Source organism: Micromonospora pattaloongensis (assembly GCF_900107255.1).
In the GTDB taxonomy this organism is placed as follows: Bacteria; Actinomycetota; Actinomycetes; order Mycobacteriales; family Micromonosporaceae; genus Micromonospora_I; species Micromonospora_I pattaloongensis.
On sequence record NZ_FNPH01000002.1, the window covers coordinates 101900 to 125499 of the forward strand.

The 23600-nt window shown below is 73.8% G+C and carries 23 protein-coding genes; 13 read left to right on the plus strand and 10 right to left on the minus strand.

Annotation, left to right across the window (positions count from 1 at the left end; all coding sequences use genetic code 11):
• Positions 1-26 precede the first annotated feature (26 nt).
• Entirely contained in the window at positions 27-2150 is a 2124-nt protein-coding gene (locus BLW47_RS06445) for a glycoside hydrolase family 44 protein (protein ID WP_091552869.1), read from the minus strand.
• A gap of 231 nt (positions 2151-2381) precedes the next feature.
• Between BLW47_RS06445 and BLW47_RS06450 the strand changes: the two genes are divergently transcribed.
• The 5 genes from BLW47_RS06450 to BLW47_RS06470 all read left to right on the plus strand — a co-directional run bounded on the left by BLW47_RS06450 (position 2382) and on the right by BLW47_RS06470 (position 5863).
• On the plus strand, positions 2382-2867 hold the full coding sequence (locus tag BLW47_RS06450) for a hemerythrin domain-containing protein (protein ID WP_175543522.1): 486 nt from the start codon (positions 2382-2384) through the stop codon (positions 2865-2867).
• 140 nt (positions 2868-3007) lie between these two features.
• Positions 3008-3463: an RrF2 family transcriptional regulator gene (locus BLW47_RS06455; protein ID WP_091552872.1), complete on the plus strand. Its 456-nt coding sequence runs from the start codon at positions 3008-3010 to the stop codon at positions 3461-3463.
• A 50-nt stretch (positions 3464-3513) separates the two neighbouring features.
• Positions 3514-4038, plus strand: a complete 525-nt coding sequence (locus BLW47_RS06460) for a GNAT family N-acetyltransferase (RefSeq protein WP_091552873.1) — start codon at positions 3514-3516, stop codon at positions 4036-4038.
• A gap of 106 nt (positions 4039-4144) precedes the next feature.
• On the plus strand, positions 4145-5569 hold the full coding sequence (locus BLW47_RS06465; RefSeq protein WP_091552875.1) for a hypothetical protein: 1425 nt from the start codon (positions 4145-4147) through the stop codon (positions 5567-5569).
• Positions 5570-5683: 114 nt separating this feature from the next.
• Positions 5684-5863: a DUF4236 domain-containing protein gene (locus BLW47_RS06470; protein ID WP_091552877.1), complete on the plus strand. Its 180-nt coding sequence runs from the start codon at positions 5684-5686 to the stop codon at positions 5861-5863.
• A gap of 59 nt (positions 5864-5922) precedes the next feature.
• On the opposite strand, the gene BLW47_RS06475 is transcribed toward BLW47_RS06470, so the two are convergent.
• Entirely contained in the window at positions 5923-6813 is an 891-nt protein-coding gene (locus tag BLW47_RS06475) for a hypothetical protein (protein WP_091552878.1), read from the minus strand.
• A 32-nt stretch (positions 6814-6845) separates the two neighbouring features.
• Positions 6846-7367: a VOC family protein gene (locus BLW47_RS06480; protein ID WP_091552880.1), complete on the minus strand. Its 522-nt coding sequence runs from the start codon at positions 7365-7367 to the stop codon at positions 6846-6848.
• 50 nt (positions 7368-7417) lie between these two features.
• Here BLW47_RS06480 and BLW47_RS06485 point away from each other — a divergent pair, with 50 nt between their 5' ends.
• Both BLW47_RS06485 and BLW47_RS06490 read left to right on the plus strand, forming a co-directional pair.
• Entirely contained in the window at positions 7418-7891 is a 474-nt protein-coding gene (locus BLW47_RS06485) for a MarR family winged helix-turn-helix transcriptional regulator (protein WP_091554547.1), read from the plus strand.
• A 57-nt stretch (positions 7892-7948) separates the two neighbouring features.
• Positions 7949-9520, plus strand: a complete 1572-nt coding sequence (locus BLW47_RS06490) for a tetratricopeptide repeat protein (protein WP_091552881.1) — start codon at positions 7949-7951, stop codon at positions 9518-9520.
• A 7-nt stretch (positions 9521-9527) separates the two neighbouring features.
• On the opposite strand, the gene BLW47_RS06495 is transcribed toward BLW47_RS06490, so the two are convergent.
• Positions 9528-10883: a sensor histidine kinase gene (locus BLW47_RS06495; RefSeq protein WP_175543555.1), complete on the minus strand. Its 1356-nt coding sequence runs from the start codon at positions 10881-10883 to the stop codon at positions 9528-9530.
• Between the two features lie 77 nt (positions 10884-10960).
• The gene (locus BLW47_RS06500) at positions 10961-11617 is read right to left on the minus strand and encodes a response regulator transcription factor (RefSeq protein ID WP_091552883.1); all 657 of its coding nucleotides are present in this window, start codon (positions 11615-11617) and stop codon (positions 10961-10963) included.
• A gap of 146 nt (positions 11618-11763) precedes the next feature.
• Here BLW47_RS06500 and BLW47_RS06505 point away from each other — a divergent pair, with 146 nt between their 5' ends.
• On the plus strand, positions 11764-12888 hold the full coding sequence (locus BLW47_RS06505; RefSeq protein ID WP_091552885.1) for a LolA family protein: 1125 nt from the start codon (positions 11764-11766) through the stop codon (positions 12886-12888).
• A gap of 347 nt (positions 12889-13235) precedes the next feature.
• Here the strand turns inward: BLW47_RS06505 and BLW47_RS06510 are convergent, their stop codons facing one another.
• On the minus strand, positions 13236-14615 hold the full coding sequence (locus BLW47_RS06510) for a cellulase family glycosylhydrolase (protein WP_091552886.1): 1380 nt from the start codon (positions 14613-14615) through the stop codon (positions 13236-13238).
• 329 nt (positions 14616-14944) lie between these two features.
• Here BLW47_RS06510 and BLW47_RS06515 point away from each other — a divergent pair, with 329 nt between their 5' ends.
• The 3 genes from BLW47_RS06515 (at position 14945) to BLW47_RS06525 (ending at position 17750) form a co-directional block, all read left to right on the plus strand.
• Positions 14945-16201: a hypothetical protein gene (locus BLW47_RS06515; RefSeq protein ID WP_091552888.1), complete on the plus strand. Its 1257-nt coding sequence runs from the start codon at positions 14945-14947 to the stop codon at positions 16199-16201.
• A gap of 119 nt (positions 16202-16320) precedes the next feature.
• A complete protein-coding gene (locus BLW47_RS06520; protein WP_091554551.1) occupies positions 16321-17229 on the plus strand; it encodes a zinc-binding dehydrogenase in 909 nt (302 codons plus the stop codon).
• Between the two features lie 86 nt (positions 17230-17315).
• The gene (locus BLW47_RS06525) at positions 17316-17750 is read left to right on the plus strand and encodes an NUDIX hydrolase (RefSeq protein WP_091552890.1); all 435 of its coding nucleotides are present in this window, start codon (positions 17316-17318) and stop codon (positions 17748-17750) included.
• Here the strand turns inward: BLW47_RS06525 and BLW47_RS06530 are convergent.
• Positions 17740-18915: a saccharopine dehydrogenase family protein gene (locus BLW47_RS06530; protein ID WP_091552892.1), complete on the minus strand. Its 1176-nt coding sequence runs from the start codon at positions 18913-18915 to the stop codon at positions 17740-17742. The genes BLW47_RS06525 and BLW47_RS06530 overlap by 11 nt on opposite strands.
• A gap of 158 nt (positions 18916-19073) precedes the next feature.
• Here BLW47_RS06530 and BLW47_RS06535 point away from each other — a divergent pair, with 158 nt between their 5' ends.
• Positions 19074-19769, plus strand: a complete 696-nt coding sequence (locus tag BLW47_RS06535) for a VOC family protein (RefSeq protein ID WP_091552894.1) — start codon at positions 19074-19076, stop codon at positions 19767-19769.
• Between the two features lie 8 nt (positions 19770-19777).
• On the opposite strand, the gene BLW47_RS06540 is transcribed toward BLW47_RS06535, so the two are convergent.
• From BLW47_RS06540 to BLW47_RS06550, 3 genes are all read right to left on the minus strand, one after another.
• Positions 19778-20404 carry a DedA family protein gene (locus tag BLW47_RS06540; RefSeq protein ID WP_091552896.1) on the minus strand — a complete coding sequence of 209 codons (627 nt, stop codon included), beginning with the start codon at positions 20402-20404 and terminating at the stop codon, positions 19778-19780.
• Positions 20405-20516: 112 nt separating this feature from the next.
• Positions 20517-21071, minus strand: a complete 555-nt coding sequence (locus tag BLW47_RS06545; RefSeq protein WP_091552898.1) for a hypothetical protein — start codon at positions 21069-21071, stop codon at positions 20517-20519.
• A gap of 25 nt (positions 21072-21096) precedes the next feature.
• A complete protein-coding gene (locus BLW47_RS06550) occupies positions 21097-22482 on the minus strand; it encodes a M1 family metallopeptidase (RefSeq protein WP_091552900.1) in 1386 nt (461 codons plus the stop codon).
• A 139-nt stretch (positions 22483-22621) separates the two neighbouring features.
• On the opposite strand from BLW47_RS06550, the gene BLW47_RS06555 reads away from it, so the two are divergent.
• Positions 22622-23584 carry a TIGR03557 family F420-dependent LLM class oxidoreductase gene (locus tag BLW47_RS06555; protein ID WP_091552903.1) on the plus strand — a complete coding sequence of 321 codons (963 nt, stop codon included), beginning with the start codon at positions 22622-22624 and terminating at the stop codon, positions 23582-23584.
• The last annotated feature ends 16 nt before the right edge of the window (positions 23585-23600 follow it).

The following is a 23600-nucleotide window of genomic DNA, read 5'->3' on the forward strand; positions in this document are numbered from 1 at the left end:
ACCCGGGGCCCTTCCGCGCCACCCTCTCACGGCCCGGTGCCCGCCACCCGTACGCCGTCGACGTGCACGGTGACCGTGTCCGTGTCCGCATAGGACACACCGGCCGGGCGCCAACTGTGGTCGTCGGTCTCGGTGAACCGCCCCCAGTCGGCCTTGTGCAGCCGAAGCTGGATCGGCCCCGTCGCGGCGGCGGGGGCCAGCTCGCCGGCGCCGGAGGTGAACCCCACTTCCAGATAGCCGTCCGCGCCGGGCCGCGGCGTCGGCAGCGCCACCACCCGCCGGGTCAGGTTGGCGCAGCCGACGCGGGCCCAGTCGCAGCTCACCGAGATGGGGCGGTCGCCGCCGTCCCGGGTGAACCAGTACCGCAGCGTCACCCGGGACAGCGCCACCGGGGCGGTGTCGCGGTTGACGACCTGCAGCGCCGGCTTGAGCTGGTTGTCCGTCGCCGCCCAGTCGAGGTTGGCGTGCCGCGCGCCGAGCGCGACGCCGGGCACCACGAACAGCGTCACCGAGTCCGGGGCGAAGGTGTGGGTGAAGCCGGGGTCGGCGCCGGACGCGATCGGCTGGTCGGCGAGGCGCTCGATGGCGTCGAGCCGGGTGGCGGCGTACCGGTAGACCCGCGCCGGCCCGCCGCCCGCGCCGCGCAGCGTCACCGGGGCGGTCTGCTCCGCCCCACTCTTGTTCACCACCATCACGGTCACCGCGCCGTCGCTACCGCGCTGCGCCGCGTAGACCGCGAGCTGGTCGGAGTCGGTGCTGGTCGCGCGGACCCCGATGTCACCGAACCGGCCGCCGGCCCCGTCGTAGTTGCGGTACATCCGGAAGGCGTACGCGCCGGGCTGGTCCGCGCTCGGCGGGCCCCACAGCGAAGCGAGGTCGAGCCCCTCGCGGCCGAAGATGCCGAGCACGTCGGCCTGGGCGAGCGCGCCGTTGATGTGGTCCAGCGCCCCCCAGTTGTACTCGGTGATCGCGGTCTTGGTGCCCGGATAGATCGCCGCGACGGTCTCCCTCATCCGCGGCACCAGCCGGGTCGCCGTGTTGATCCAACTCTCATCCACGTAGGACGGGTCCCAGAGCGCGCGGGTGGAACGCAGCCGCAGCGCGTTGGTCGCCGGGTCGCTGCCGTTGCCGAATGCGACGCCCGACGCCTGCGGATAGAAGTGCATGTCGAAGTAGTCGAGCACCCGGACGCCGTGCTCGTCCTGGTACTTCTTCATCTGCTGCAGGTACCAGGTGGCGAACGGCAGCCCGTCGCGCGCCGGCCGGTCCGGCGGGTTGGCCCAGCAGCCGGTGCGGCCGCACGTTTCCTGGTCCAGCCCGGAGTGGTCCCACGAGGTCCAGCCCCAGCCGACCGGGCCGAGCGTCTGCGCCGCCGGGTCCACCGCCTTGATCGCGGCGCCGATCGCGTACCCCCGGTCGCGCAGCTCGGCGCCGCTCGCGCCCTCCGGGTGCACGTCCCGGTGGGTGTGGTGCCAGATGTCCGGCTCGTTGTCCAGGTTGTAGAAGCGCACCCCGCCGGAGTCGGCGCGGCCGTACTTGGCGGTGAGGTGACCCAGCCACTCCCGCACGTACTCGGGACCGATCTCGACGCTGGTGTCGTGCGGGTCGTTGCCGGTCACCGGACTGCCGTCCGGGCGCACCCCGTTGCCGCAGTCCGGGCGCCACTGGTCGGTGCGCTGCTGGGGGCCGTATTTGGCGACGGAGAAGCCGCAGGAGCCGTCGCGGGCCTTGGGCGCCCAGCCGATCAACGGGACGGTGAGGATGGTGTCCGTGCCGGTGCGCCGGTCCTGCTCGACGAACCGGTCCGTGGTGGAGCCGTCGGGCAGCGCTTCCGGGGCGTCGTTCGCCTCGGCGATGTTCTCGAAGAACCAGTCCGAGGCGCGGTTGGTGGTGTCGTAGCGGTAGTGGTAGCGGGTGGTGGCATTCCCGCCCCAGCGCCGCACCGGCAGGTCCAGCTCGTCGGCGAGCGCCTCGTCCGCGAAGTTCATGCCGTAGATGTGCGGGCTGATGGGGTGCCGGTCGGCGGTGACGTCGACGGCGAGGGCCGGCGCCGCGGCGCCGCGCGCCGGGGCGGGCGTCGCCGCGACCAGCGTCGCGCCGGCGGTGAGCAGACTGGCGAGGGCGAGCGTTCGCACGGGTCGGTGGCGCATGCGTGATCTCCGGGGTCAGGCGTCGGCGGGCGGGCCCACCGGACGCGGCAACGGCGGCGCGGGGTGGCCGCGACGTCCAGCCCGGACCGGGCCAGGCTACCGGGACGCGGTGGCGATGGTCAACGATCGCGATCGATGCGAAAACCGTCGGGAAATCGCGCGTTTGTCGCGGGACTGGAGGGGTACCCGCCGCGCATGAGCCGGGGGGCCGTCCCGGCGCGAGGAGGGACGATGACGTCCGACGCGGTCACGCTGATCCGGGCCGACCACCGCATCATGGCGGATCTGCTCGACCAGCTCCGGGACCCGACGGGCGACCGCGCGCCCCTCCTCGACCAGCTCGCCGCCCGGCTGATCGCCCACGGTCGCGCCGAGGAGCAGGAGATCTACCCCGCGATCGTGGCCGTCGCCCCGGCCGAGACCGACGAGGTCGAGCTGGGCATCGCCGAACACCGCGAAACCGAGCGGAAGCTACGCGTCCTGCAGTCGCTCAACCCGGCGGCCGCGGAGTTCATGCCCGCGCTGCGGGACCTCACCGACACGGTCCGCCAGCACGTCGAGGAGGAGGAGGTCTCCGTCCTCCCCGAGCTGGCCAGGCTGTTCGCCGCGACCGACCTCGGCGAGCTGGGCGCGGCGTACGACCGCCGCCGCCGCGCCGAGTTGCGCGCCCGCGGGGTCGACGACGAGATGGCCGAGGCCCTGCGGGAGCGGGGCTAGCGGGCCACGGGGTCCGACGGGAGTACGGCGGTTCGCCGTACTCCCGTCGCTTGCGCAGCACGCGATGATCAACGAAGTGGCAGCTGGCGTCGGGCGCGTCCGGTGGCGGCGGCACCAGCGGCACCAGGCATGATGGTCTCGTGCAGATCTCCGCGCGCGGCGACTACGCGGTCCGGGCCGCGCTCAGCCTCGCGTCCGCGTACCCGGCGCTGATGTCCGCCCAGGCCATCGCCGCGGACCAGGACATGCCGCGCAAGTTTCTCGAAGCGGTCCTCGCGGATCTGCGCCGGGCCGGCATCGTGCGGGCCCAGCGCGGCGCCGAGGGTGGCTACACCCTCGCCCGCCCGCCGGGCGAGGTGACGATCGGGGCGATCCTGCGCGCCGTCGACGGGCCGCTGGCCGGTGTGCGCGGGCTGCGCCCGGAGCAGACGCAGTACGACGGCGCGGCGGAGAACCTGCCACGGCTGTGGGTGGCGGTGCGGGCAGCGGTGCGTGACGTCGTCGACGAGGTGAGCCTGGCGGATCTGGTGGGCGGCCGGATGCCGGCGCACGTCCGTCGGCTGACCGCCCGACCCGACGCCTGGGAATCGCGCTGACCTCGATACTCACATGATCGTGACACCGTGACCGGGTAGTGTGCCCGCCCGTGACCCCGACGCTGCGCACCGCGCGCCTGCTGCTCGACCCGTACACGCACGCCGACGAGGAGACCTTCGTCCGGCTCTTCGGCGACGAGCGGGTGTCGCGCTGGATGGGCGAGGGACCGACGCCGGAGGCGGAGAGCCGGGCGCTGTTCGGGCGCATCTTCACGAAGGTCTACGCGCAGCAGCTCTTCGACGTCTGGGCGGTGCGCGAGAACGGCCGGCACATCGGACACGCCGAGATCAAGCGAACCGACGACGTGGACGGGCACGAGATCGTCTACGCGCTCGCACCGGAGGCGTGGGGGCGCGGGCTCGGCACGGAGATCGCCCGGGCCCTCGTCCGGTACGCCTTCGAGGCGCTCGACCTGCCCGCGGTGCACGCCACGGTGGCCGCACCCAACACGGGTTCGCTGGCGCTGCTCGACAAGCTCGGTTTCACGCACGTCCGCGACGTGACCGAGCCCGACGGCAGCACGACGCGGGTGCTGACCGTCCGGCGGGCGGCCGGGGCGGAGCGGGAAAACTGAAAATGAACTGGACATAACCCGCGCCGGTGACTTCGACGGCCTTGATTTAGATCCGCCCCGCTGGTCGGATGGAGCCGACGGGGGTCGCGGGCCGAAAGGGTGCGCCATGTGGCGGAGTTTCCAGGAGCGGCACCGCGAGCGGCAGGCGCTCCAGCTGCTGGAGCAGGCGCAGCAGGAGCGCACGGCCGGACGCGGCGCCGAGGCGCTGCGTACCCAACTCGACGCGGTGGAGCTGATCCGGGGGCTGGCCGACGCGCATCCGGGCGATCCGCGGCACCAGCAGGCGATCGCGAGCGCGCTCTACACCCTGGCCTCGCTGCAGAGCCAGGCCGGGCAACCCGCCGCGGCGCTCGCCGCGCTCGCCGAGAGCGAACAGCTCTACCGACAGCTGGGAGACGCCGGGGAGGTGGACGCGGCGCCGCTCGTCGCCGACGTGCGGGTGCGGCGCGCGTGCACGTTGATGGTGCAGGGGCGGGGCGCCTCCGCGGTGCCCGAGGTGGACGCGGCGGTGACGACGTACGCGGAGTTGTACGAGCTCGACGACGGCAACACGCTGCGGCGCGACCTGTCGCGGGTGCTGGCGATGAACGCGGTGGTGCTGGCCCGGTTCGGCGATCCCGATCTCGCCTGCGGCTCCGCGGACACCGCGCTGCGCATCTACCTGTCCACCGTGGTCTCCCCCGGAACGTTCATGGTGCACAGCGAGGACACGACGTTCCTGCGGCACGCGGCGGCGGTGTCCGCGGCGGTCCACGTCCAGCACCGACGGATCGAGATGGGCCTGGTGGCGGCGAACGTGGCGCTCCAGCTGGGTGGCGGGGGCGACACCGAGCGGCTGCGGCACGTGCGGTCGCTCGCCGCGAACGTCGGACGGCTGACCCCCGCGGAGCTCGATGCGCTCGACCGGGAGTTCACGCGTTCGCTGCACGTGGTCACGCAGTCCGCGCCGCCGTCCGGGTCCGATGTCGACCGGCTCGCGCGCACCGGGCTCGCGCAGGCGCTCGGCGCGGCCGGCGCCGCAGGGGCCACCCTGGCCGACACGGTCACCCGTCCCGCCGTCGACTGCGAGATCATCTTCCCGGCGCAGCGGTGCCACCCGCAGCTCGCCGCGGCGCGCGCCCGCGAGCTCGGCGAGTTGGCCCTGGCCACCCTGCCCGTGGCGCCGATCGATGGGCTGCGCATCGCGCTGGAGGCGCACTACCTCTACGCGGCCGCCTCCCGGGCGCGGGCCACCGCCCTGCGTACCCGGATCCGGGAGGACGGTCCCGTCTGGGCGCGGACGCTGCTGGCCGCCGCGTCCGGGTTCGAGCTTCGCGGCGATCTGCCGATGGCGCTCGACCTGGCCGCCTGGGCGGCCGGAGCGGCGCAGCAGCTGATGCCGTTCGTCACCGCCGACCGCGGCGTGGCCGCGCTGGTGCGCGACTGCGTCGAACAACACGGCCGGCTGCTGGCCGCCGCCGGTGACCGGAACGCGGGCGACGAGGCGCTGTCGGCGGCCCGGGGGCTCGCCGACCTGATCGACCGGGCGTAGCGGCGCCGCTCTCAAGTGGGTCCAATGAGGAGTGTGTGAGGTCGTTTGCGGACACCCGTACGGGGGAATCTGTCATCCATCCCCGGTTGCACGACGTAGGAAGGGAGCACGGCCATGGGTCTGATGTTCCGCAAGCGCAAGAAGATCGGTCCACTGATCCTGAACTTCACCGAGAACGGCTTCTCGTCCTGGAGCGTGAAGATCGGCCGCTGGTCATGGAACTCGCGCGCCCGCGCGCACCGCGTCGACCTCCCCGGCCCCCTCTCGTGGAAGCAGGACAAGGCCCGCAGCTAAAGCGTTGATCAAGGGATCGGCAGCACGGCACGCCGGTGGCCGTGCTGCCAATCCCTTGATCAACGCTCGGGGGCCGGGCGGATCAGCACGTCGCCGCCGAGGCGGCCGTGTTCGGGGTCGCGGGTGATCACGCCGGTTTCCAGCAGGGCGGTAAGGACCCGGGTGGTGTCGCTCGGGCGGTAGACGGTGTCGGTGGCGGTGAACTGGCGCAGCTCGGTGACCGTGCTCGGGCCGACCGCCGCCAGCCGGGCCAGCAGCTCGCGACGGAGCGGACCGGGGTGCGGGTTCAGCGACACGTCCAGCAGATGCCCGTCCGGATCACGCGGATCGCGGTAGCGCACCCCGGCGTACTCGTCGACCGCCCACATCGCGTTCTTGAACGCGTCCAGGCTCTTGCCGGAGCGGGTCGCGAAGACGACCAGCGCGATCTCGGAGTCGGCGACGAGCTCGACGTCGGCGACCAGCGGATAGCCGGCCTCCGCCAGGGCGTGCCGCGGGTCGAACTCCTCCCGCGCCGCCGCGCCCAGCACCAGCAGCACCTCCCCGGGCCGGCCGACGGTCACCGCGGCCAGCGCGGTCGGGGTCGGCGCCGGGCCCCGGCGCGCGTCGACGTACGCGAGCACCGGCGCGCCGGCCGAGGACGCCGCCTTCAGCGCCACCGGCAGGCTCTCGGCGGTCCCGGGCACGCCGTACACCCCCACCTGCGCGGCCCCCAACCGGGTGGCGAGCCGGGGGGCGTCCGGGTCGAGCAGCACCACGGCGAGCTGACGCCCGCGCAGCAGGTCGGCGAACTCGGCGAAGACCCCCAGCGCGGCCCGCACGGTGGCCTCGTCGGCCCCGGCCGGCACGAAGGTCGCGCGGCGGGCGCGGTGCAGCGCCGCGGGGGTCCAGGCGTCGAGCTGACGTACGAGCAGCTCGCGGGTGACGGCACCAATGGGATCAGCGGACATACCGCCGTTCTACCGGTGCCGCCCGCGTCGTGTCACGCCGGAACGGAGATGCCGACCCCACCGCGGGTCTGGCCGCCGTACCGCCGCTTCTCCTTCGCCAGGTCCAGCGGGCCGATCCGCTTGCGCGCCTCGACCGCGGCCTCGTCGAGCAGGTCGGCGGGGATCAGCCAGACGACCTCGAACTCCAGCCCGTCGGGGTCCTTCGCGTAGAGGCTCTTGGTGGTGCCGTGGTCGGAGGTGCCGACCAGCGCGTCGGCCTCGGCGAGCCGCAGCGCGGTCGCCTCCAGCTCGTCGAGGGTGTCCACCTCCCACGCCAGGTGGTAGAGCCCCACGGTGGCGCGGCCGGCCTGCGACGGCCCCGCCCCGGCGCCCACCTCGAACAGGCCGAGGTCGTGGTCGTTGGTGGAGCCGGGCGCCTGCAGGAACGCGGCTCCCGCGAAGCCGTCGGGCGTCATGGGGATCACCCGGAAGCCGAGTACGTCACGGTAGAACGCGACACTGCGGGAAAGCTCGGAAACGAAGAGCACGGCATGGTTGAGTCGGTGTACGCCCATGCGGTCCACGGTAGCCGCAATTTGTTGAGCTTTCAATTAGATAGGATATGATCGTCGTCATGACCCGGTGGCTGGACCCCGACGAGCAGCGCACGTGGCGAGCCTTCCTCGCCGCCTCGCGGGCCCTGATGACAACGCTCGACCGCGAGCTTCAGCACGACGCGGGCATGCCGCACGCCTACTATGAAATCCTCGTCCGGCTCTCCGAGGTGCCGGGGCAGACGCTGCGGATGAGCGAGCTGGCCGAGGCGACCGGATCGTCCCGCAGCCGGCTCTCGCACGCGGTCGCGCGACTGGAGGAGTCGGGCTGGGTCCGGCGCGAGGAGTGTCCGACCGACCGGCGCGGGCAGCTCGCGGTGCTCACCGAGGCCGGCCTGGCCGCGCTCTCCGCCGCCGCCCCCGGCCACGTCCAGGGCGTGCGTCAACACCTCTTCGACCAGCTCAGCCCGGTGCAGCTCACCCAGCTCCGCGAGATCAGCGAGGCGCTGCTGCACCACCTCGAGCCCGATCGACCGACGTCGTAGCAAACTCCGGCCCACCGCCCCCTTGTACCGCGCGTCGCCGGACGAGCACGATGAGGCGTGTCCTTCGGCCCGGACGACCTCACCGCCCACGCGCAGCGCCTCATCGCCGCCGGTGACCTGGCGGGCGCGCGGGACCTGCTCGACGGGGCACTGGCGGACGCGGACCCCCGACCGGCGTACGCCTCGGCCGCGCTCGCCGACACCGCCGGCCTGCAGGCCCGGGTGCTCGTCGCGCTCGGCGACCCGCAGGCCGCCCGCGGGTGGGCCGCCTACGCGCACACCGCCACGACCCGGCTATACGGACCGACCGACGAGCGGACGGTCGCGGCCGCCGCGACGCTCGCCGCGGTGCTGCACCGGGTCGGCAGCCACGCCCGCGCCGCCCGCCTCTACCGCGACGTGATCGCCGCGCTGACCGCGCTCGACGGACCCGAGTCGCTGCGGGTCCTCGCCGCGCACGCGGACCTCGCCACCGTCGAGCACATACGCGGGCAGTGCGAGGCGGCGCGCGACCGGCTGGCGGCCGCCTGCGAGCTGCACCGCGAGGTGTACGGCGACGGCCACCCCGCCGGGATCAAGATGCTCGCGCGGCTCGGCGCGATGCACCGCGACTGCGGACGCGCCGGCGAGGCGGACGTCCACCTGGCGCTGGCCCGCGAGCTCTGCCGGCAGCACCTCCCCGCCGACCACCCGCTCGCCGCCCAGGTGACGGCGCTGGCCGGGGCGGCCGCCGTCCCGGGCCACGTCTGCGGGGCCGCGCCGCCGGCCGAGCCGGTGCCGGTGCCGGCGCCCGGCGAGACCGCCCCGCCGGGCGGGGTCACCGCGGGCGGCGGGATGCCTTCGCCGGCGGCGCAGCGACCAATTCCGGCGGACCCGCCCGACGAGCCGTGGTGGCCACCCGAGCTGGCGCCGCGGGAGGAACGACCGGGCGACGGGGCCGACGCACGGGATCGGGTCACGTTCGTCCCGGCGCCCCGGTCCGCCGCCGAGCCGCCCCCGCTGCGGACCCGCCCCGAGCCGTCGACCCGGGCCCTCCCCCGGATGCCGCCGCCCGGCGACGGGCCGACCCGGCCCGTCCCGCCCTACCCGCCGCTGTGGGCGGACGACCCGCCCCGGCGCCGGACGCATCCGCTGATCGCGGGGACGCTGGTCGCCATCGTGCTCATCGCCGTGACGGTGATCGTCAGCCTGCTGCTCGTGCGGGATCCGCCCCCGCGCAGCAGCGCCCCGACGGCCGCCCCGGCCACCTCCGCCCCGCCGTCCACATCGGCCGCGCCGAGCGGTCCCGGCCCGACCGGCTCCGCGTCGCCCGGCGCCGCCGCGACCGCCTCCGCCCGGCCGTCGACGGCCGACGGCACCCCGCCGCAGGGACTGACCATGCGGGACAACCGGGACAGCGTCACGCTGAGCTGGCAATATCCGCCGGGCGCCGAGGGCCCGCTGCTGGTCTCGGGTGGCCGGCGCGGTCAACAGCCGCGCGCCTTCCAGGAACTCCCCGCCGGCACCACCAGCTACGTCGTGTACGGCCTGAACGATCGCACCGACTACTGCTTCACCGTCGCGGTGATCTACTCCACGGAGACCTTCCGACGTACCGCCCCGGTCTGCACCGCCCGCGGCGGCGGTTGAGGTCCCGCTATCCGACCGCGGTCAGCCCGGCCCGCTGCGCCGACCCGGCCGGCAGCCGCACCTCGGCGCGCAGCCCCGGCCCGGCGTCGGCCAGCGTGACCGCGCCGCCGTGCTGGCGCACCAACTCCCGCACGATGGCCAGGCCCAGCCCGGTCCCGCCGCCGTCACGCGCCCGCGCGTCGTCGAGCCGCGTGAAGCGGTCGAAGACGCGGTCCCGGTCGGCGGCGGGAATGCCCGGACCGTCGTCGGTCACGGTCAGCACGTGCCGGTCGCCCGCGGTCGTCGCGGTCACGATCACCCGGCTCCGCGCGTGCCGCACGGCGTTGTCGAGCAGGTTGCCGATCACCCGGGTCAACCCGTCCGGGTCGCCGCGCGTCCAGAGCGGCACGGTCGCCGGCACGAACCGCACCATCGGCGACGGATAGCGGGCGACCATCGGCGCGAGCAGCTCGCCGAGCTCGACCGGGCCGTACCCGCGCCGGGCCGAGGCCTCCGTGGCGTCGTCGACGCGCGCCAGCAGCAGCAGGTCGTCGACGAGCCGGCCGAGCCGGTCGACGTCGACGAGCAGGTCCTCGGCGAGCGCCGGCCAGTCGGTGACCGGGCCGAGCCGCTGCGCTACCTCGAGTTCCGTCCGCATGTTCGCCAGCGGGCTGCGCAGCTCATGCGCGGCGTCGGCCACGAACGCGCGCTGCCGGGCGCGCCCCGCGGCCAGCCGGTCGAGCATGCCGTTGAGGGTGACCGCGAGGCGGTGGATCTCGTCCCGCGAGGCGGGCACTGGCAGCGCCCCCGGACGCGCCCCGCCGGTGATCTCCTCCGCACCCGCGCGTAGCGCCTCGACCGGCCGCAGGGTCGCGCCGACGACCCGCCAGGCGACCACCGCCAGGACCGTCACCAGCAGCGGGAACGCCACCAGCAGGGTGAGCTTGAGCAGTTGCACGCTGTGCCGGATGTCCGCCATCGACTTCGCGACCAGCACCGTCTGGCCGGCCGCGGGGTTCGCGGCGGGCACGGCGACCACCCGGACCGGGCCCCGCAGGCCGAGCCGTTCGCCGGGGATGAACGTACCGCCGCGCTCGGCGGCCCGCTGCCGCTCCGCGTCGTACAGGATCGGCACCAGCCGATCGGCCCCGATCGACGCGGCGAGCACCCGACCCCGGTCGTCGATCACCTGTACCCGGACGTCGTTGCCGGCGACCGGCAGCGGGTCGGGCAACGACCCGGCCGCGGCGAGACGCGCGACCGCGTCGGCGGTGGTGAACGCCTCGCCGTCGGCGGTGCGTTGCAGCGCGAAGCCGAGCGCGGCCACCAGGGCCACCCCGCCGACCGCGAGCCCGACGGTGAGCCCGCCGACCCCGATCAGGATGAGCCGGGTCCGCAGGCTCCATCGCCGCCACAGCGCGACCGGCGTGCGGCGGGTGGCGGGCGGGTCGGACATCGCGGTCATCCGACGAGCCGGTAGCCGGCGCCGCGTACCGTCTCCACCAGCGCACGCCCGAGCTTGCGCCGCAGGTAGCCCACGTACACCTCCACCGCGTTGGGCGCGGTCTCCATGCCGGCGTCCCAGACGTGGTCGAGCAGTTCGGTCTTCGAGACCACCTCGCCGGCGTGCCGCATCAGGTACTCCAGCAACGCGTACTCGCGCGCCGTCAGGCCGATCTGCCGCCCGCCGCGCTGCACGCGCCGGCCGGCGGGGTCGAGGGTCAGGTCGCCGACGGACAGCACCGCGGGGCGCTGCGGCGCGCCCCGCCGCAGCAGCGCCCGGAGCCGGGCCAGCAGCACGACGTACGAGAAGGGTTTGGTCAGGTAGTCGTCGGCGCCGCAGTCCAGGCCGTCCGCCTGGTCGTACTCGCCGTCCTTCGCGGAGAGCATGAGCACCGGCAGCCAGTGCTCCTCGGCGCGCAACTGCCGCACCACCCGGTAGCCGGAGAGCCCGGGGAGCATGACGTCGAGGATCATCGCGTCGTATCCGCCGTGCCGCGCCATCTCCAGCCCCAGCGGCCCGGTGCCCGCGAGGTCGACGACGAACCCCTCGGCCTGCAGTCCCCGTTGCAGCGCGGTCGCCAACCGCGCCTCGTCCTCCACCACCAGCACGCGCACCGGCCCAGCGTGCCACCCCGACGCCCGTCGGCCGTGCACCCCGAGGACGAGTCGCGACCCCGACTCATCCCTGGATGTGCCATTAAGGGTCGTTCTCAGCACGCTCACAGCCCTTCGCGCGCACCATGGTGCGCAGGAGGTGACAGATGTCTGTTGTGAAGTCTCGACCGGCCCTGCGGTGGCTGGTCCCGGGCGTCGCCGCGGTCGTGGTGATCGGCGGCGGCGCGGCGATCGGCACGCTCAGCGCGACGGCCGAACCGAGCCTGCCGCCGCGCAGCGCCGCGCAGCTGCTGGTGGATCTGCAGACCGCCCGGCTGGAAGGCTTGTCGGGCACGGTGGTGCAGAAGGCGGAGCTGGGGCTGCCGTCGGTGGCCGAGCTGGCCGGCAAGGTGGGCTCGGGCCTGACGTCGCTGGTCGCGGGCACGCACACGCTGCGGGTCTGGTATGCCGGCCCGGACCAGGCCCGGGTGGCGCTCATGGACACGCGCGGCGAGACCGACGTGATCCGCAACGGCAAGGACCTGTGGATCTGGTCGAGCCAGTCGAAGCAGGCCGCCCATCACACGCTGACGGGGGCGACGGAGCGCGCGAAGTCGCTGGCGGGTGCGTTGCCGACCACGCCGCAGGAGGCCGCCGACCAGGCGCTGGCCGCGATCGGGCCGAGCACCGAGGTCACGGTCGGACGGTCGGCGAAGATCGCCGGCCGGGACGCGTACGAGCTGGTGCTCGCGCCCCGCGACAAGAACTCGCTGGTCGGGCAGGCCCGGATCGCGATCGACGCGACCGAGCACGTGCCGCTGCGGTTCGAGGTCTACCCGAAGGGTTCGGACGACACGGCGTTCGAGGTGGCGTTCACGCAGGTCGACTTCGGACGTCCGGAAGCGGAGCAGTTCAGGTTCAACCCGCCGCCCGGCACGAAGGTGACCGAGGGTTCCGGGGTGCCGGGGCTGCTGCCGGAGATGGCGCACGAGAAGGCGGCCGGGAAGGCGACGGCGCGGTCGTCGCGCGAGCGCGACGCGGTCGCGGAGCCGACCACGGTCGGCGAGGGCTGGACGACCGTCGTGGTGGCCCGGCTCGGGGGCGCGCCGGGTGAGAGCGACGCACAGGCGCAGGGCGTGCTGTCGGTGCTGCCGCGGGTCAGCGGGGCCTGGGGCGGCGGGCGGCTACTCTCCAGTCGGCTCTTCAGCGTGCTGGTCACCGACGACGGCCGGGTGCTGGGCGGCGCGGTCAGCCCCGAGCGGCTCTACGAGGTGGCGGCCACCGCGAAGTAGCCACGTACCGCGGAACGCGCCCGGCTCGTCGAGCCGGGCGCGTTCTGCTGCGGCGACCGATCTGGGTCGGTGCCCGCAGTTGGCCCGCCAGCCGCACGAGGCACCGGAAGCCGGGCGGTCGGCGGGCCAACGCTCCATGAAACCGGCGAAGCCGCCGGCTCGTGGACACAAGTTCACGCCCATTCGGTTGCCGTCCCCCAGCGTGTCCGGTTGCAAGATCGTTTCCACCCCCCTCCCCCGCCGATCTTGCAGTTGTGGCCCTCCATTTGTCCCGTTCTACTGCGCTTTGACCCGGCCACAACTGCAAGATCGACGGGGTGGGGTGGGGTGGGGTGGGGTGGGTGGGGTCAGGTTGCGGTGCAGTGGGGGGTGGGGGTGGGGGTGGGGGTGGGGGTTGGGGTGGTGCCGATGAAGCCGAAGGTGGTGGTGGCGCCGGCGGAAAGGGCGCCGTTGTAGGCGACGTTGCGGGCGGTGACGGTGGATCCGCTGCTGGTGACGGTCGCGCCCCACGCCTGGCTGACGGTCTGGCCGTTGCCGAAGGTCCAGGTCACCGTCCAGCCGCTGATCGCCGCCGAGCCGACGGTGACCTTCACGTCGGCCTGGAAGCCACCCGGCCACTGACCGGTGACGGCGTAGCTCGCCGCGCAGCTGCGCGCGCCACCGGGCGGGGCGGTCGGGGGCGTCGTCGGCGGCGTGGTCGGGGGCGTCGTGGTCGGGGGTTGCGTCGGCGGGCTGGTCGCGCCGCTGTAGACCGTGGCCTCCCGCGAGGTCGCCTTGATCCCGTTGGCGCCGTTGAAGATGCGCTGTCCCCACGAGGTGAGGCTGTTGACGTTGAAGTTGGTGACCATGTCGAGGTACTCGACGCCGCCGCCGTTGCCGCTCCACGACCAGCCGATGTAGCCGATGCCGTTGGCCTGGGCGTACGACATGATGGTGTCCTCGTCCGGGTTGCCGTCCGAGTGGTTGTGGCCGAACTCGCCGACCACGATGGGCAGGCCGGCGGCGCGGAACCGGCCGAGGTAGTCGGTGATCTCGGCGGCGGTGTCGAAGACGCCGTACATGTGGATCGAGAAGATGGTGTTCTTCTGCGGGTCGGCGTTGAAGACCGACGCCGCATTGTCGCGCATGGTGAACGACCAGTCCTGGCCCCAGTTGGGGGCGTCGACCATGATGGCGTGCTCGAAGCCGGCGCCACGCAGCCGCTTGATCGCGTTGCCGGTGTCGGTGGCCCAGGACGAGTAGTTCTGGTTGCCGTACGGCTCGTTGCCGATGTTGACGATGACGTAGCGCTCCTGGCCGGTGAGCACACCCTGGAGGCTCAGCCAGTAGTCGACCGCCCGGTCCAGGGAGATCGCCGCCCCCTCCTCGCCGTAGCCGGTGGTGTCGTGCACCTCCAGCACGCAGATCAGCCGGTTGGCCCTGCAGAGCGAGACCACGTTGGCCACGTCGCTGGCACTGTTCTGCGTCCAGCGGGCGCCGCTGCTCAGCACGACCCGCACGGTGTTCGCGCCGAGCGACTTGATGTTCGCGAACGAGCCGGTCTGGTTCGCGTACCAGGTGTGCGGGTGGCTGACGCCGCGCATGACGAACGCGTTGCCGTTGGCCTCCACGATCCGGCCGCCGGTGACGCGGATGCCGACGGCGGCGGAGGCGGGCGGCGCGAGGACGACGACGGACGCGAGCAGGGCGATGAACGTCGCGAGCGCGGCGGTGAGTCTGGTTCTCATGACCTACCTCGGGTAGAGCCCCCGTGAACGGGATGAACAGGACCACCCGGCTGCCCTCGCGCCGCCTCAGCCTAGTCCCGGGCATCGATTCAGGTCAACCGGTTAAGTTCCGTCCCGGCGAGCCCACCGCGCCCCTCGCAGATGTCAGAAACCCGACGTATGTCCAGCTCACACGCGTCTTGTTGATCACAAAAAGCTCACCGCGGGAGTCCAAGATCCCTACACTGTGGATCCGCAGTTGACCACGATCAGCGATTCGCACCACCGGCCGCCACCACGCCGCTGATGGGGCGACGACGCGTACGAAGTCATCCTGAACGGAGTTGGCCATGCGCACCCAGCGCCTCATCGCCGCAGCGGCGGCATCCCTTGTCGTCGGCGGGCTCGCCGCCGGTTGCGCCCGGGAGCTCGAACCCGGGCTGGCGCTGCGCAACGCGGCCGGCAGCCTCGCGGACGCCCAGCGGGCCGCCTTCACCGTGAAGTTGACCGGCAACGCCGACGATCTCGTCGCGGCGCTGGCGCTGGCGGGCGAGAAGTCGGCGGACGCCGAGCCGCCGTCCGCCAGCGACGTCGAGTCGCTGCGCAAGGTGTTCAACTCCACGCTCACGGTCGGGTACGACAAGGCCGGCACGGGCCCCGAGGACGACCGGGCGTTCCTGAGCGCGACGATCAACGGGGTCAGCGGCGCCGAACTGCGCGTGGTCGACGGCGTCGCCTACGCGAAGGCACCGGTGCCGGAGCTCACGACGATGTTCGGGGTCCCTGACGCCGAGCTGGCCGAGCTGCGCTCCACCGCCGGGATGGTCGCGCCGGGCATGGCCGCGTTGTTCGACGGCGGGTGGGTGTCACAGAACGTCGAGGAGCTGACGAAGCTCGGCGGGGCGGGGCCGGTCGGGGCGGACGCCGCCGCCGTCGACCCCGCGAAGCTGACCGCCGAGTTCACGACCAGCGCGGAGAACCTGCTGAACAGCGCGGAACTCACCCGGCACGCCGAAGACCGCGACCGCATCGTCGCGACCGTACGCACGAAGAACGCCTACGACGAGGCGGTGCGGCTGGCCAAGGCGGTCCAGCCGGAGCTCGCCGGAGAGATCGACTCGTCGGAGGCGCCCGCGGACCGGCCCATCCGAATCGATCTGTGGGTCCAGGACGACAAGCTCACCGCGGTCGAACTCGACGTCATCCAGCTCGTCGAGGGCGCGAAGGGCCGGGTGGCGGTCCGGGTCGAGATCGCGACCGGCCGGGAGATCGTCGCGCCGGAGGGGGCGACGCCGCTCGACCTGCCGGACATGGACGAGCTGTCCGAGTTGGCCGGCGCGGGCGAGATCCCGGCGGCGGGCGGACCCGAGGCCGCCCGCGGGCTGGCGTACGCGCTGGACGTGACGGCGACGGGGATCGCCGCGGAGGAGAACGTACGGCCGACCAGCCGGCACCTGAAGCAGGCCGCGCAGGAGATGGTGATGGAGGACGTGACCGTACGGGTGCTCGCCGGCAACCGCGCCACCGTCACCGTGGATGGCGGCACCGTCTGCCTCGACCTGAACCGGCCCGAGGGGAAGGGCCGCGTCACGGACGGCGCCTGCTGAACGCGGCCGGACGCGCCGCGGCCGGACGCGCCGCGGCCGGTTAGCCGCGGCGAAACCGGGTAACCGGCCGGACCGCTGGTGCGCGGGAGCCCACGGTGCGAGCCGAGAAGGAGACGTCGATGCGTGCACTCGTCGTCGATCCGCAGGCGCCGGCCGCGTTGCGGCTGGCGGAGGTGCCCGAGCCAACCCCCGCCCCGGCGCAGGCGGTGATCGAGGTTCATCACGCCTCCATCAACTACGGCGAGCTCAACGGCGCCCGCTCGGGGCAGATGCCGCCCGGCGCGGTGCTCGGCTGGGACGCGTCCGGCGTGGTGGTGGAGGCGGCCGCGGACGGCAGCGGCCCGCCGCCCGGCGCCCGCGTGGTGGCCTTCGCCTCCGCGGCGTGGGCGCAGCTCGCCACCGTCGATGCCAACGCCACCGCGGTGGTGCCGACCGCCGTGGACCTGGCCGACGCCGCGGCGTTGCCGGTCGCCGGGGTGACGGCGCTGCAGGCGTTGCGCGCCGGGGGTCCGGTGCTGGGCAAGCGTGTGCTGGTCACCGGCGCCTCCGGCGGGGTCGGCCGGTACGCGGTCCAGCTGGCGGCGCTCGCCGGCGCGACGGTGGTCGCGTCGGTGGGCTCGGCGGCGCGCGGCGAGGGGCTCGCCGAGCTCGGCGCCGACCAGGTGGTGGTCGGGCTGACCGGCATCGACCAGCCCGTCGACGTGATCCTGGACAACGTGGGTGGTCCGCAGCTGGTCGAGGCGTGGGGCCTGCTCGCGGCCGGGGGCAGCCTGCAGAGCATCGGCTGGACAGCGGGCGAGCCGGCCACGTTTCCGCCGTACGCGACGGTGGGGGCGCCCAAGTCGCTGACCTCGTTCACCGTGACCGGCAACCGCGGCGCCGACCTGGCCACCCTGGTCACGCTCGTCGCCGAGGGGAGCCTGTCCGCGGAGGTCTGCTGGCGCGGATCGTGGGACCGGGTGGCCGAGGCGGCGCAGGCGCTGTTCGGCCGACGGTTGACGGGCAAGGCCGTGCTGGACGTCGGCTGACACCGACATGCGCCTTCGCGGATGCGCCAGCGACGCCGGAACGCGCTGTGGCAGCGTGGAGTTCAGCACGACGAGGGGAGGGCACGGTGAACGAACAGCCCCGGCTGCGGGTCACCACGTACGCGGTGGTCGTCCGTGACGGCTCGGTCCTGTTGACCCGGCTCTCCGAGGCGTCCCCGGTCTTCGAGCCCGGCAACTGGCACCTGCCGGGCGGCGGCATGGACCCCGGCGAGCAGCCGTGCGACGCGCTCACCCGCGAACTCCAGGAGGAGGCGGGCCTCCCCGTCCTGGAGGCCAAGCTGCTCGACGCCCGCTCCTACATGGCGGAGCGCAACGACGTGAAATGGAACGTGATCTCGATGCTCTACGGTGCGCGGGTCGGGGCCGGCGAGCCGCGGGTCACCGAGGTCGGCGGGAGCTCGGACGCGATCGAATGGGTGCCGATCGACCGGGTCCGGGAGCTGCCGTTGTCGCCGCCGGCCCGCGACGGCCTGCGGCTGATGGAGACGGTCAGCTGGTGACGCTCGGCTCGAGCACCCGGAACGCGATGCCGGCCCGCTCCAGCCGCGTCCGCAACGCCTCGCCCATCGCCACGGCCGTGGTCACCTGCCCCGCGGTCGCCGGCAGCGGATCGTACGCCAGGCAGAGCGCCGACTCCGCCAGCATCTTCGCCGTCTCGCCGTAGCCGGGGTCGCCGCCCGCCACCTCGGTGACCACCCGCCGATCCCCGCTCTCGGCGACGAACCGCACCCGGAACCACCCGTTCGCCCGCTGCTCGGGGGTCGGGCCGGCGCCGGCCGGGCGCAGCCGCAGCAGCAGCCGCCGGGCGGGCGGCAGCTGGGCGAGGGCGAACGCGCCGGCGACGCCGACGGTCAGCCCGGCCGCCACCAGCGGGCTCTTCAACGCCGCGAAATGGCTGTAGCTGAAGTCCGGGCCATAACGGTCGAGTCGACGCGCCGACTCCACCACGATCTGCGGGTCGATGGTCGGCAACGGCAGCACCCACGCGCCGGCATCGCGGTCGTACCCCGGTCGCCCGGCCACCGCCCGCACCCGTCGCTCCGCCCCGCGCGGCTCGGCACGCCGCCGCTCGCGGTGCACGGCGGCCGCGCGACGGAACCGGCCGAACGCGGTCAGGGCGGACTCGAAGGTGCCGCCGGAGATGGTGCCACCGGCGCTGACGTACCCACGCAGCCGGATCGGCCGCTCGGCCGACAGCTGTCCCACCGTGAAGAACGCGCCGAGATCGTGCGGGATGGAGTCGAAGCCGCAGGCGTGCACCAGCCGTGCGCCGGTGCGCTCCGCCGTGGCGTGGTGTCGCAGGTACATCAGGTCGACGAACTCGGGCTCCCCGGTGAGGTCGAGATAGTCGGTGCCGGCGGCGGCGCAGGCGGCGACCAGCGGTTCGCCGTACCGGAGGTACGGGCCGACGGTGCTCGCGACGACCCGGGACGACTCGGCGAGCCGCCGCAGCGATCCGGCGTCGCCGGTGTCGGCCTCGACGATCGCGACGGCGGCGCCGAGCCGGTCGCGCACCGCGGCCAGCTTCCCCGGGTTGCGCCCCGCCAGCGCCCAGCGCAGGTCCGCTGGGGCGTGCGCGGCGAGGTAGTCGGCGACGAGCGCGCCGGTGAAGCCGGTGGCGCCGAAGAGGACGATGTCGAAGTCGCGCTGCTGCGGGCTCACCATCACCTCAGGCTAGTCACCCGACCAGTCGATGACGACCCGCGCCGGGTGTGCAGAGGCGGAAGCGTTCCACGAGCGTGCGCAGCTCGCCGGAGACGTACGTCTGGCGCGATCGGCAGGTCGGGAGGGCGTGACGGCGGCGGGGGCGGCATGCTGTCCCGGTGACGATCGCACAGTTCAAGGACCTCTGTCTGGACGTGAACGACCCCGCCCTCGCCCGATTCTGGCAGGCGGCGCTCGGGGCGCCGCTGACCGAACTGGACGGCGGTGACGCGCGCGTCGACCCGGCGCCGGGGCGGCCGGCCGGCGAGACCATCTGGATCAACCGGGTGCCCGAGCCGCGTACCGGGCCCACCCGCGTGCACCTGAACCTCCGGCTCGACGAGCCGGACCCGCGGCGGCTGCTGGAGGCCGGCGCGCACCTGGTGCGGGAGCCGGGCGACGACCCGTGGTGGGCGCTGACCGACCCCGAGGGGAACGAGTTCTGGGCGTTCCCGCCGCTGACCACCGGGCCGACACCGGCCCCGGCGTTCGAGTTCGTCACCGGCAGCGCGGACCCGGTGGTGCTGGCGAGCTGGTGGGCGCAGATCCTCGGCGGCACGGTGGAGCCCGACGCGGGTAGCGCGTCGCTCACCGGCGCGGCCGGCTTCCCCTGGCAGCGGTGGATTTTCACCGAGGTCGACGAGCCGAAGACGGTCAAGAACCGGCTGCACTGGGACGTCGATCTGACCGGGCCGGACCCGGCGGCGCTGGTCGACGCGGGCGCCACGGTGCTGCGGGACCGCGGCGGCGACATCCGCTGGTGGGTGCTGGCCGATCCGGGTGGCAACGAGTTCTGCGCCTTCGCGCCGCGCTGACCCGCCAGTTAGCTCTGTTCCTGCTCGGCCGCGCACTCCCGGCGGCGTCGCCGCACCCGCCACCAGAGCAGCGCCGCCACGGCGAGCACGGCCGCGACGCCCGCGGCCGCGTGCCCGGCGGTCCGGGCGATCGCCGCGTACGACGCGCCGGCCAGGTAGCCGAGGAGGACGGTCCCGGTCCCCCACACCACGCCGCCGGCCACGTTGAAGGCGAGGAAGCGCGGATAGCGCATCCGGGCGACGCCGGCGAGGAACGGCGTCACCGCGTGCAGGAACGTCACGAAGCGGCCGACGAATACCGCCAGGCCGCCGCGTTCGGCCAGCTGCCGTTGGGCGCGCGCCAACCGGTCGTGTTGCCAGCGCAGCGGCCGGGTGCACAGCAGCCGCGGGCCGAGCCAGCGCCCGATCGCGTAGCCGGCGGAGTCGCCGAGGATCGCGGCGGTCGTCACCACCACGATGAGCCCGACCACGGAGACCCGGTCGAGGCTGGCCGCGACGCCGCCGAGGATCGCGGCGGTCTCCCCGGGCACGAGGAAGCCGATGAAGAGCGCGTCCTCGGCGAAAACCAGCGCACCGATCACGAGGTAGATCAGTGGGCCGTCGAGCCCCAGCAGCCGCTCCAGCCATTCGGTCACCGGCCGCGCTCCCCCGTGACAGCGTCGACCGGCGGGGCCAGCCGATGGTCGGGGGGCGGTACCGACTAGCACCCTAGCCGGTCGCCACCGGCCGGACCGGGAGTCGTCGCGGTCAGACGCCGCCGAAGCGCCGGGTCACCTCGGCGACCCGGCGCTGTTTCTCCGCGGCGGCCCACTGCCGCCGCGCGGCCAGCCAGGTCGGGCCGCCGCCGAGCCGCGGCAGCACGATCAACAGCACGCCGTACGCCAGGAGCGCCGCGAAGCCGATCAGCAGGCCGACGTTGTCGGCGGAGAACCGGCGTACGCCGTTGACCAGACCAGCCCCGCCGATCAGCAGCGGGAGACCGGCCAGCATGCGGAGGCTCTGCGCATTCCCCCACTTCACCAGCGACCGACCCGCGATGTAGTAGAGCGCGGCGAAGAACAGCCCGAAGGACAGCGCGCAGCCGCCGACCACGAGCCGGCTCGTCCCCGCGTCCGCGTTCACCGTCGCCATGCCGATGACCACCAGCGCCAGCAACGCCGCGCCGCCGAGGTAGGCGAGCCAGGCGGTCGCCGCGACCGGAGCGGGCGGGCGGCCGCCGGGCGGTGCCGACGGCGGCGTCGACCCGGGCGCGTCGGCGGGCGGCGCGCCGGCGGGGCTGGGCGCGCTGGGGGTCTGCTCCATGCGGTGCTCCTCGTGTCGTGCCGGGCTACCAGGACGTCGGCTTGCCGGGGGTGTAGAGCCAGGTGTCGAAGAACGCGCCCAGGTCGCGTCCCGAGAGCCGCTCGGCGAGCCGAACGAACTCGCCGGTGTCCGCCGTCCCGCCGCGGTGCGCGGTGTGCCAGGCCCGCAGCAGGGCGAAGAACGTCCGGTCGCCGATCTTTTCCCGCAACGCGTGCAGCGTCATCGCGCCCTTGGTGTAGACGGAGCCGGCGAAGAGGTCGATGGCGCCCGGGTCGCCCGGCGGCGGGTTCCAGAAGCCGGTGCTGGCGGGGCGCGCGTAGAGGGCGGCGAACCGCGCGGCGGCGGTCTGACCCCCCGTGTGCTCGGTCCACAACCACTCGGCGTACGTGGCGAAGCCCTCGTTCAGCCAGATCTCCTGCCACCGGGCCGGGCTGACGCTGTTGCCGAACCACTGGTGTGCGAGCTCGTGCGCGACGGTGGACTCGCGCGGCGGGCCGGAGTAGATGGGCCGGGTCTGCGTCTCCAGCGCGTAGCCGGCCTCGGTGTCGTCGTCGACGATCGCGCCGTACGACGAGAACGGGTACGGGCCGAAGAGATCACTGAAGTACGTGATCATCTCGGCCGTGCGGGCGAGGCCGGCGGTGGCGTCGACGCCGAGGTCGCGGTCGACGGCGTCGATGATCGGCAGCGCCCGCGGCCCCTTCGACCAGCGCAGGTCGTAGTCGCCCACCGCGGCGGTGGACAGGTAGCTGGCCATCGGGTCAGGGGCGTGCCACACCCAGGTGGTCCAGCCGCGGGCGGTCCGCTTGGCCACCAGCTCGCCGTTGGCGACCGCGGTCTTGCCCTCCGGGACGGTGATCGTGAAGTCGTAGCTGGCCTTGTCGGTGGGGTGGTCGTTGACCGGGTACCAGGTGGGGGCGCCGTCGGGCTCGTTGGCGACGAACGCGCCGTCCGGTGTGGAGACCCAGCCGTAGAGCGCGCCGCTGACGTCGGTCGGGCGACCGGTGGTCCCGTCGTAGCGGACCGTCACCGTGAAGGGCTCTCCCCGGCGCAGGCCGCCGTGCGGCGAGATCCGCAGCTCCTGGCCGTCGCGGGCGAAGCCGGCGGGCCGGCCGTCGACGGTCACCGCGCGGACCGTGAAGCCGCGCAGGTCGAGGTTGAACGTCGACAGCGCCCGGGTGGCGCGGGCGCTGATCACGGCGACGCCGCGCAAGGCCCGGCTGGTCGGCTCGTAACGCAGGTCGAGCCCGTAGTGCCGGACGTCGTACCCGCCGTTGCCGGCCGCCGGGAAGTAGTCGTCGCCCACGCCCGGCGCGCCGGGCGCCCCCGGGGTGGCGCCGGCGGGCGCCGCGAGAAGCACGGTCGCGATCATCGGGGCGAGCGCCGCGGCCGCCCGTCGAGACATGGCCATGGTTCGACACGCTAGCGGGCGCGCCGGTCGACGCGGAACCCGCGTCGTCGCCGTCGGGGGTGGCGGTCGGGCGAGACGGGAGGTTTGACGCGCGTCGGCGCGGAAATGGCAGGGGTAGCCGATATCGAGGAGATTGACCATGGTGACGGTGGGCTACACCCTGATGACGGAGCAGAGCGGCCCCAAGGAGCTGGTCGACTACGCGGTCCGGGCCGAGGAGGCCGGTTTCGACCTCGCGGTCATCTCCGACCACTACTACCCGTGGCTCGACTCCCAGGGACACGCCCCGTACGCCTGGTCGGTGCTCGGCGCGGCCGCGCACGCCACCTCGCGCATCGAGCTGATGTCGTTCGTGACCTGCCCGATCCGGCGCTACCACCCGGCGGTGGTGGCGCAGAAGGCCTCGACCGTCGCGCTGCTGGCCGACGGCCGGTTCACCCTCGGGCTCGGCGCCGGAGAGAACCTCAACGAGCACGTGGTCGGCGACTGGCCGCACGTGCAGCAGCGCCACGACATGTTCGAGGAGGCGCTGCAGATCATCCGGCCGCTGCTGGACGGGGACACGGTGACGTACTCGGGCGACCACTTCGAGGTGCCGGAGGCGTACCTGTGGGACCGGCCGGAGCGGCCGGTGCCGATGGCGGTGGCGGTCTCCGGGCCGTCCTCGTGCGAGCTGGCCGGCGAGTACGCCGACGCGGTGATCGCGGTGGAGCCGAAGCCGGAGCTGCTGGAGCTCTTCGACCGGGCGGGCGGGGCGGGCAAGCCGCGCTACGGCCAGCTGCCGATCTGCTACGGCCCGGACGAGGCCGAATGCCGCAAGATCGTGCACGACCAGTTCCGCTGGACGGGGCTGGGCTGGAAGGTGAACGCGGAACTGCCCGGCCCGGACTCGTTCGCCAGCGCGACGCAGTTCGTGCGCGAGGAGGACGTGGCCCAGCTCGTGCCGTGCGGGCCGGACATCGAGCAGCACGTCGAGGCGTTCAAGAAGTACGCGGACGCGGGCTTCACGCACCTGGCGCTGGTGCAGGTGGGCGGCCAGGGTCAGGAGATGTTCCTGGACTGGGCGCGCGACCAGCTGCTGCCGCGGCTGCGGGAGCTGTAGCGGCGCCGTCGTGGGT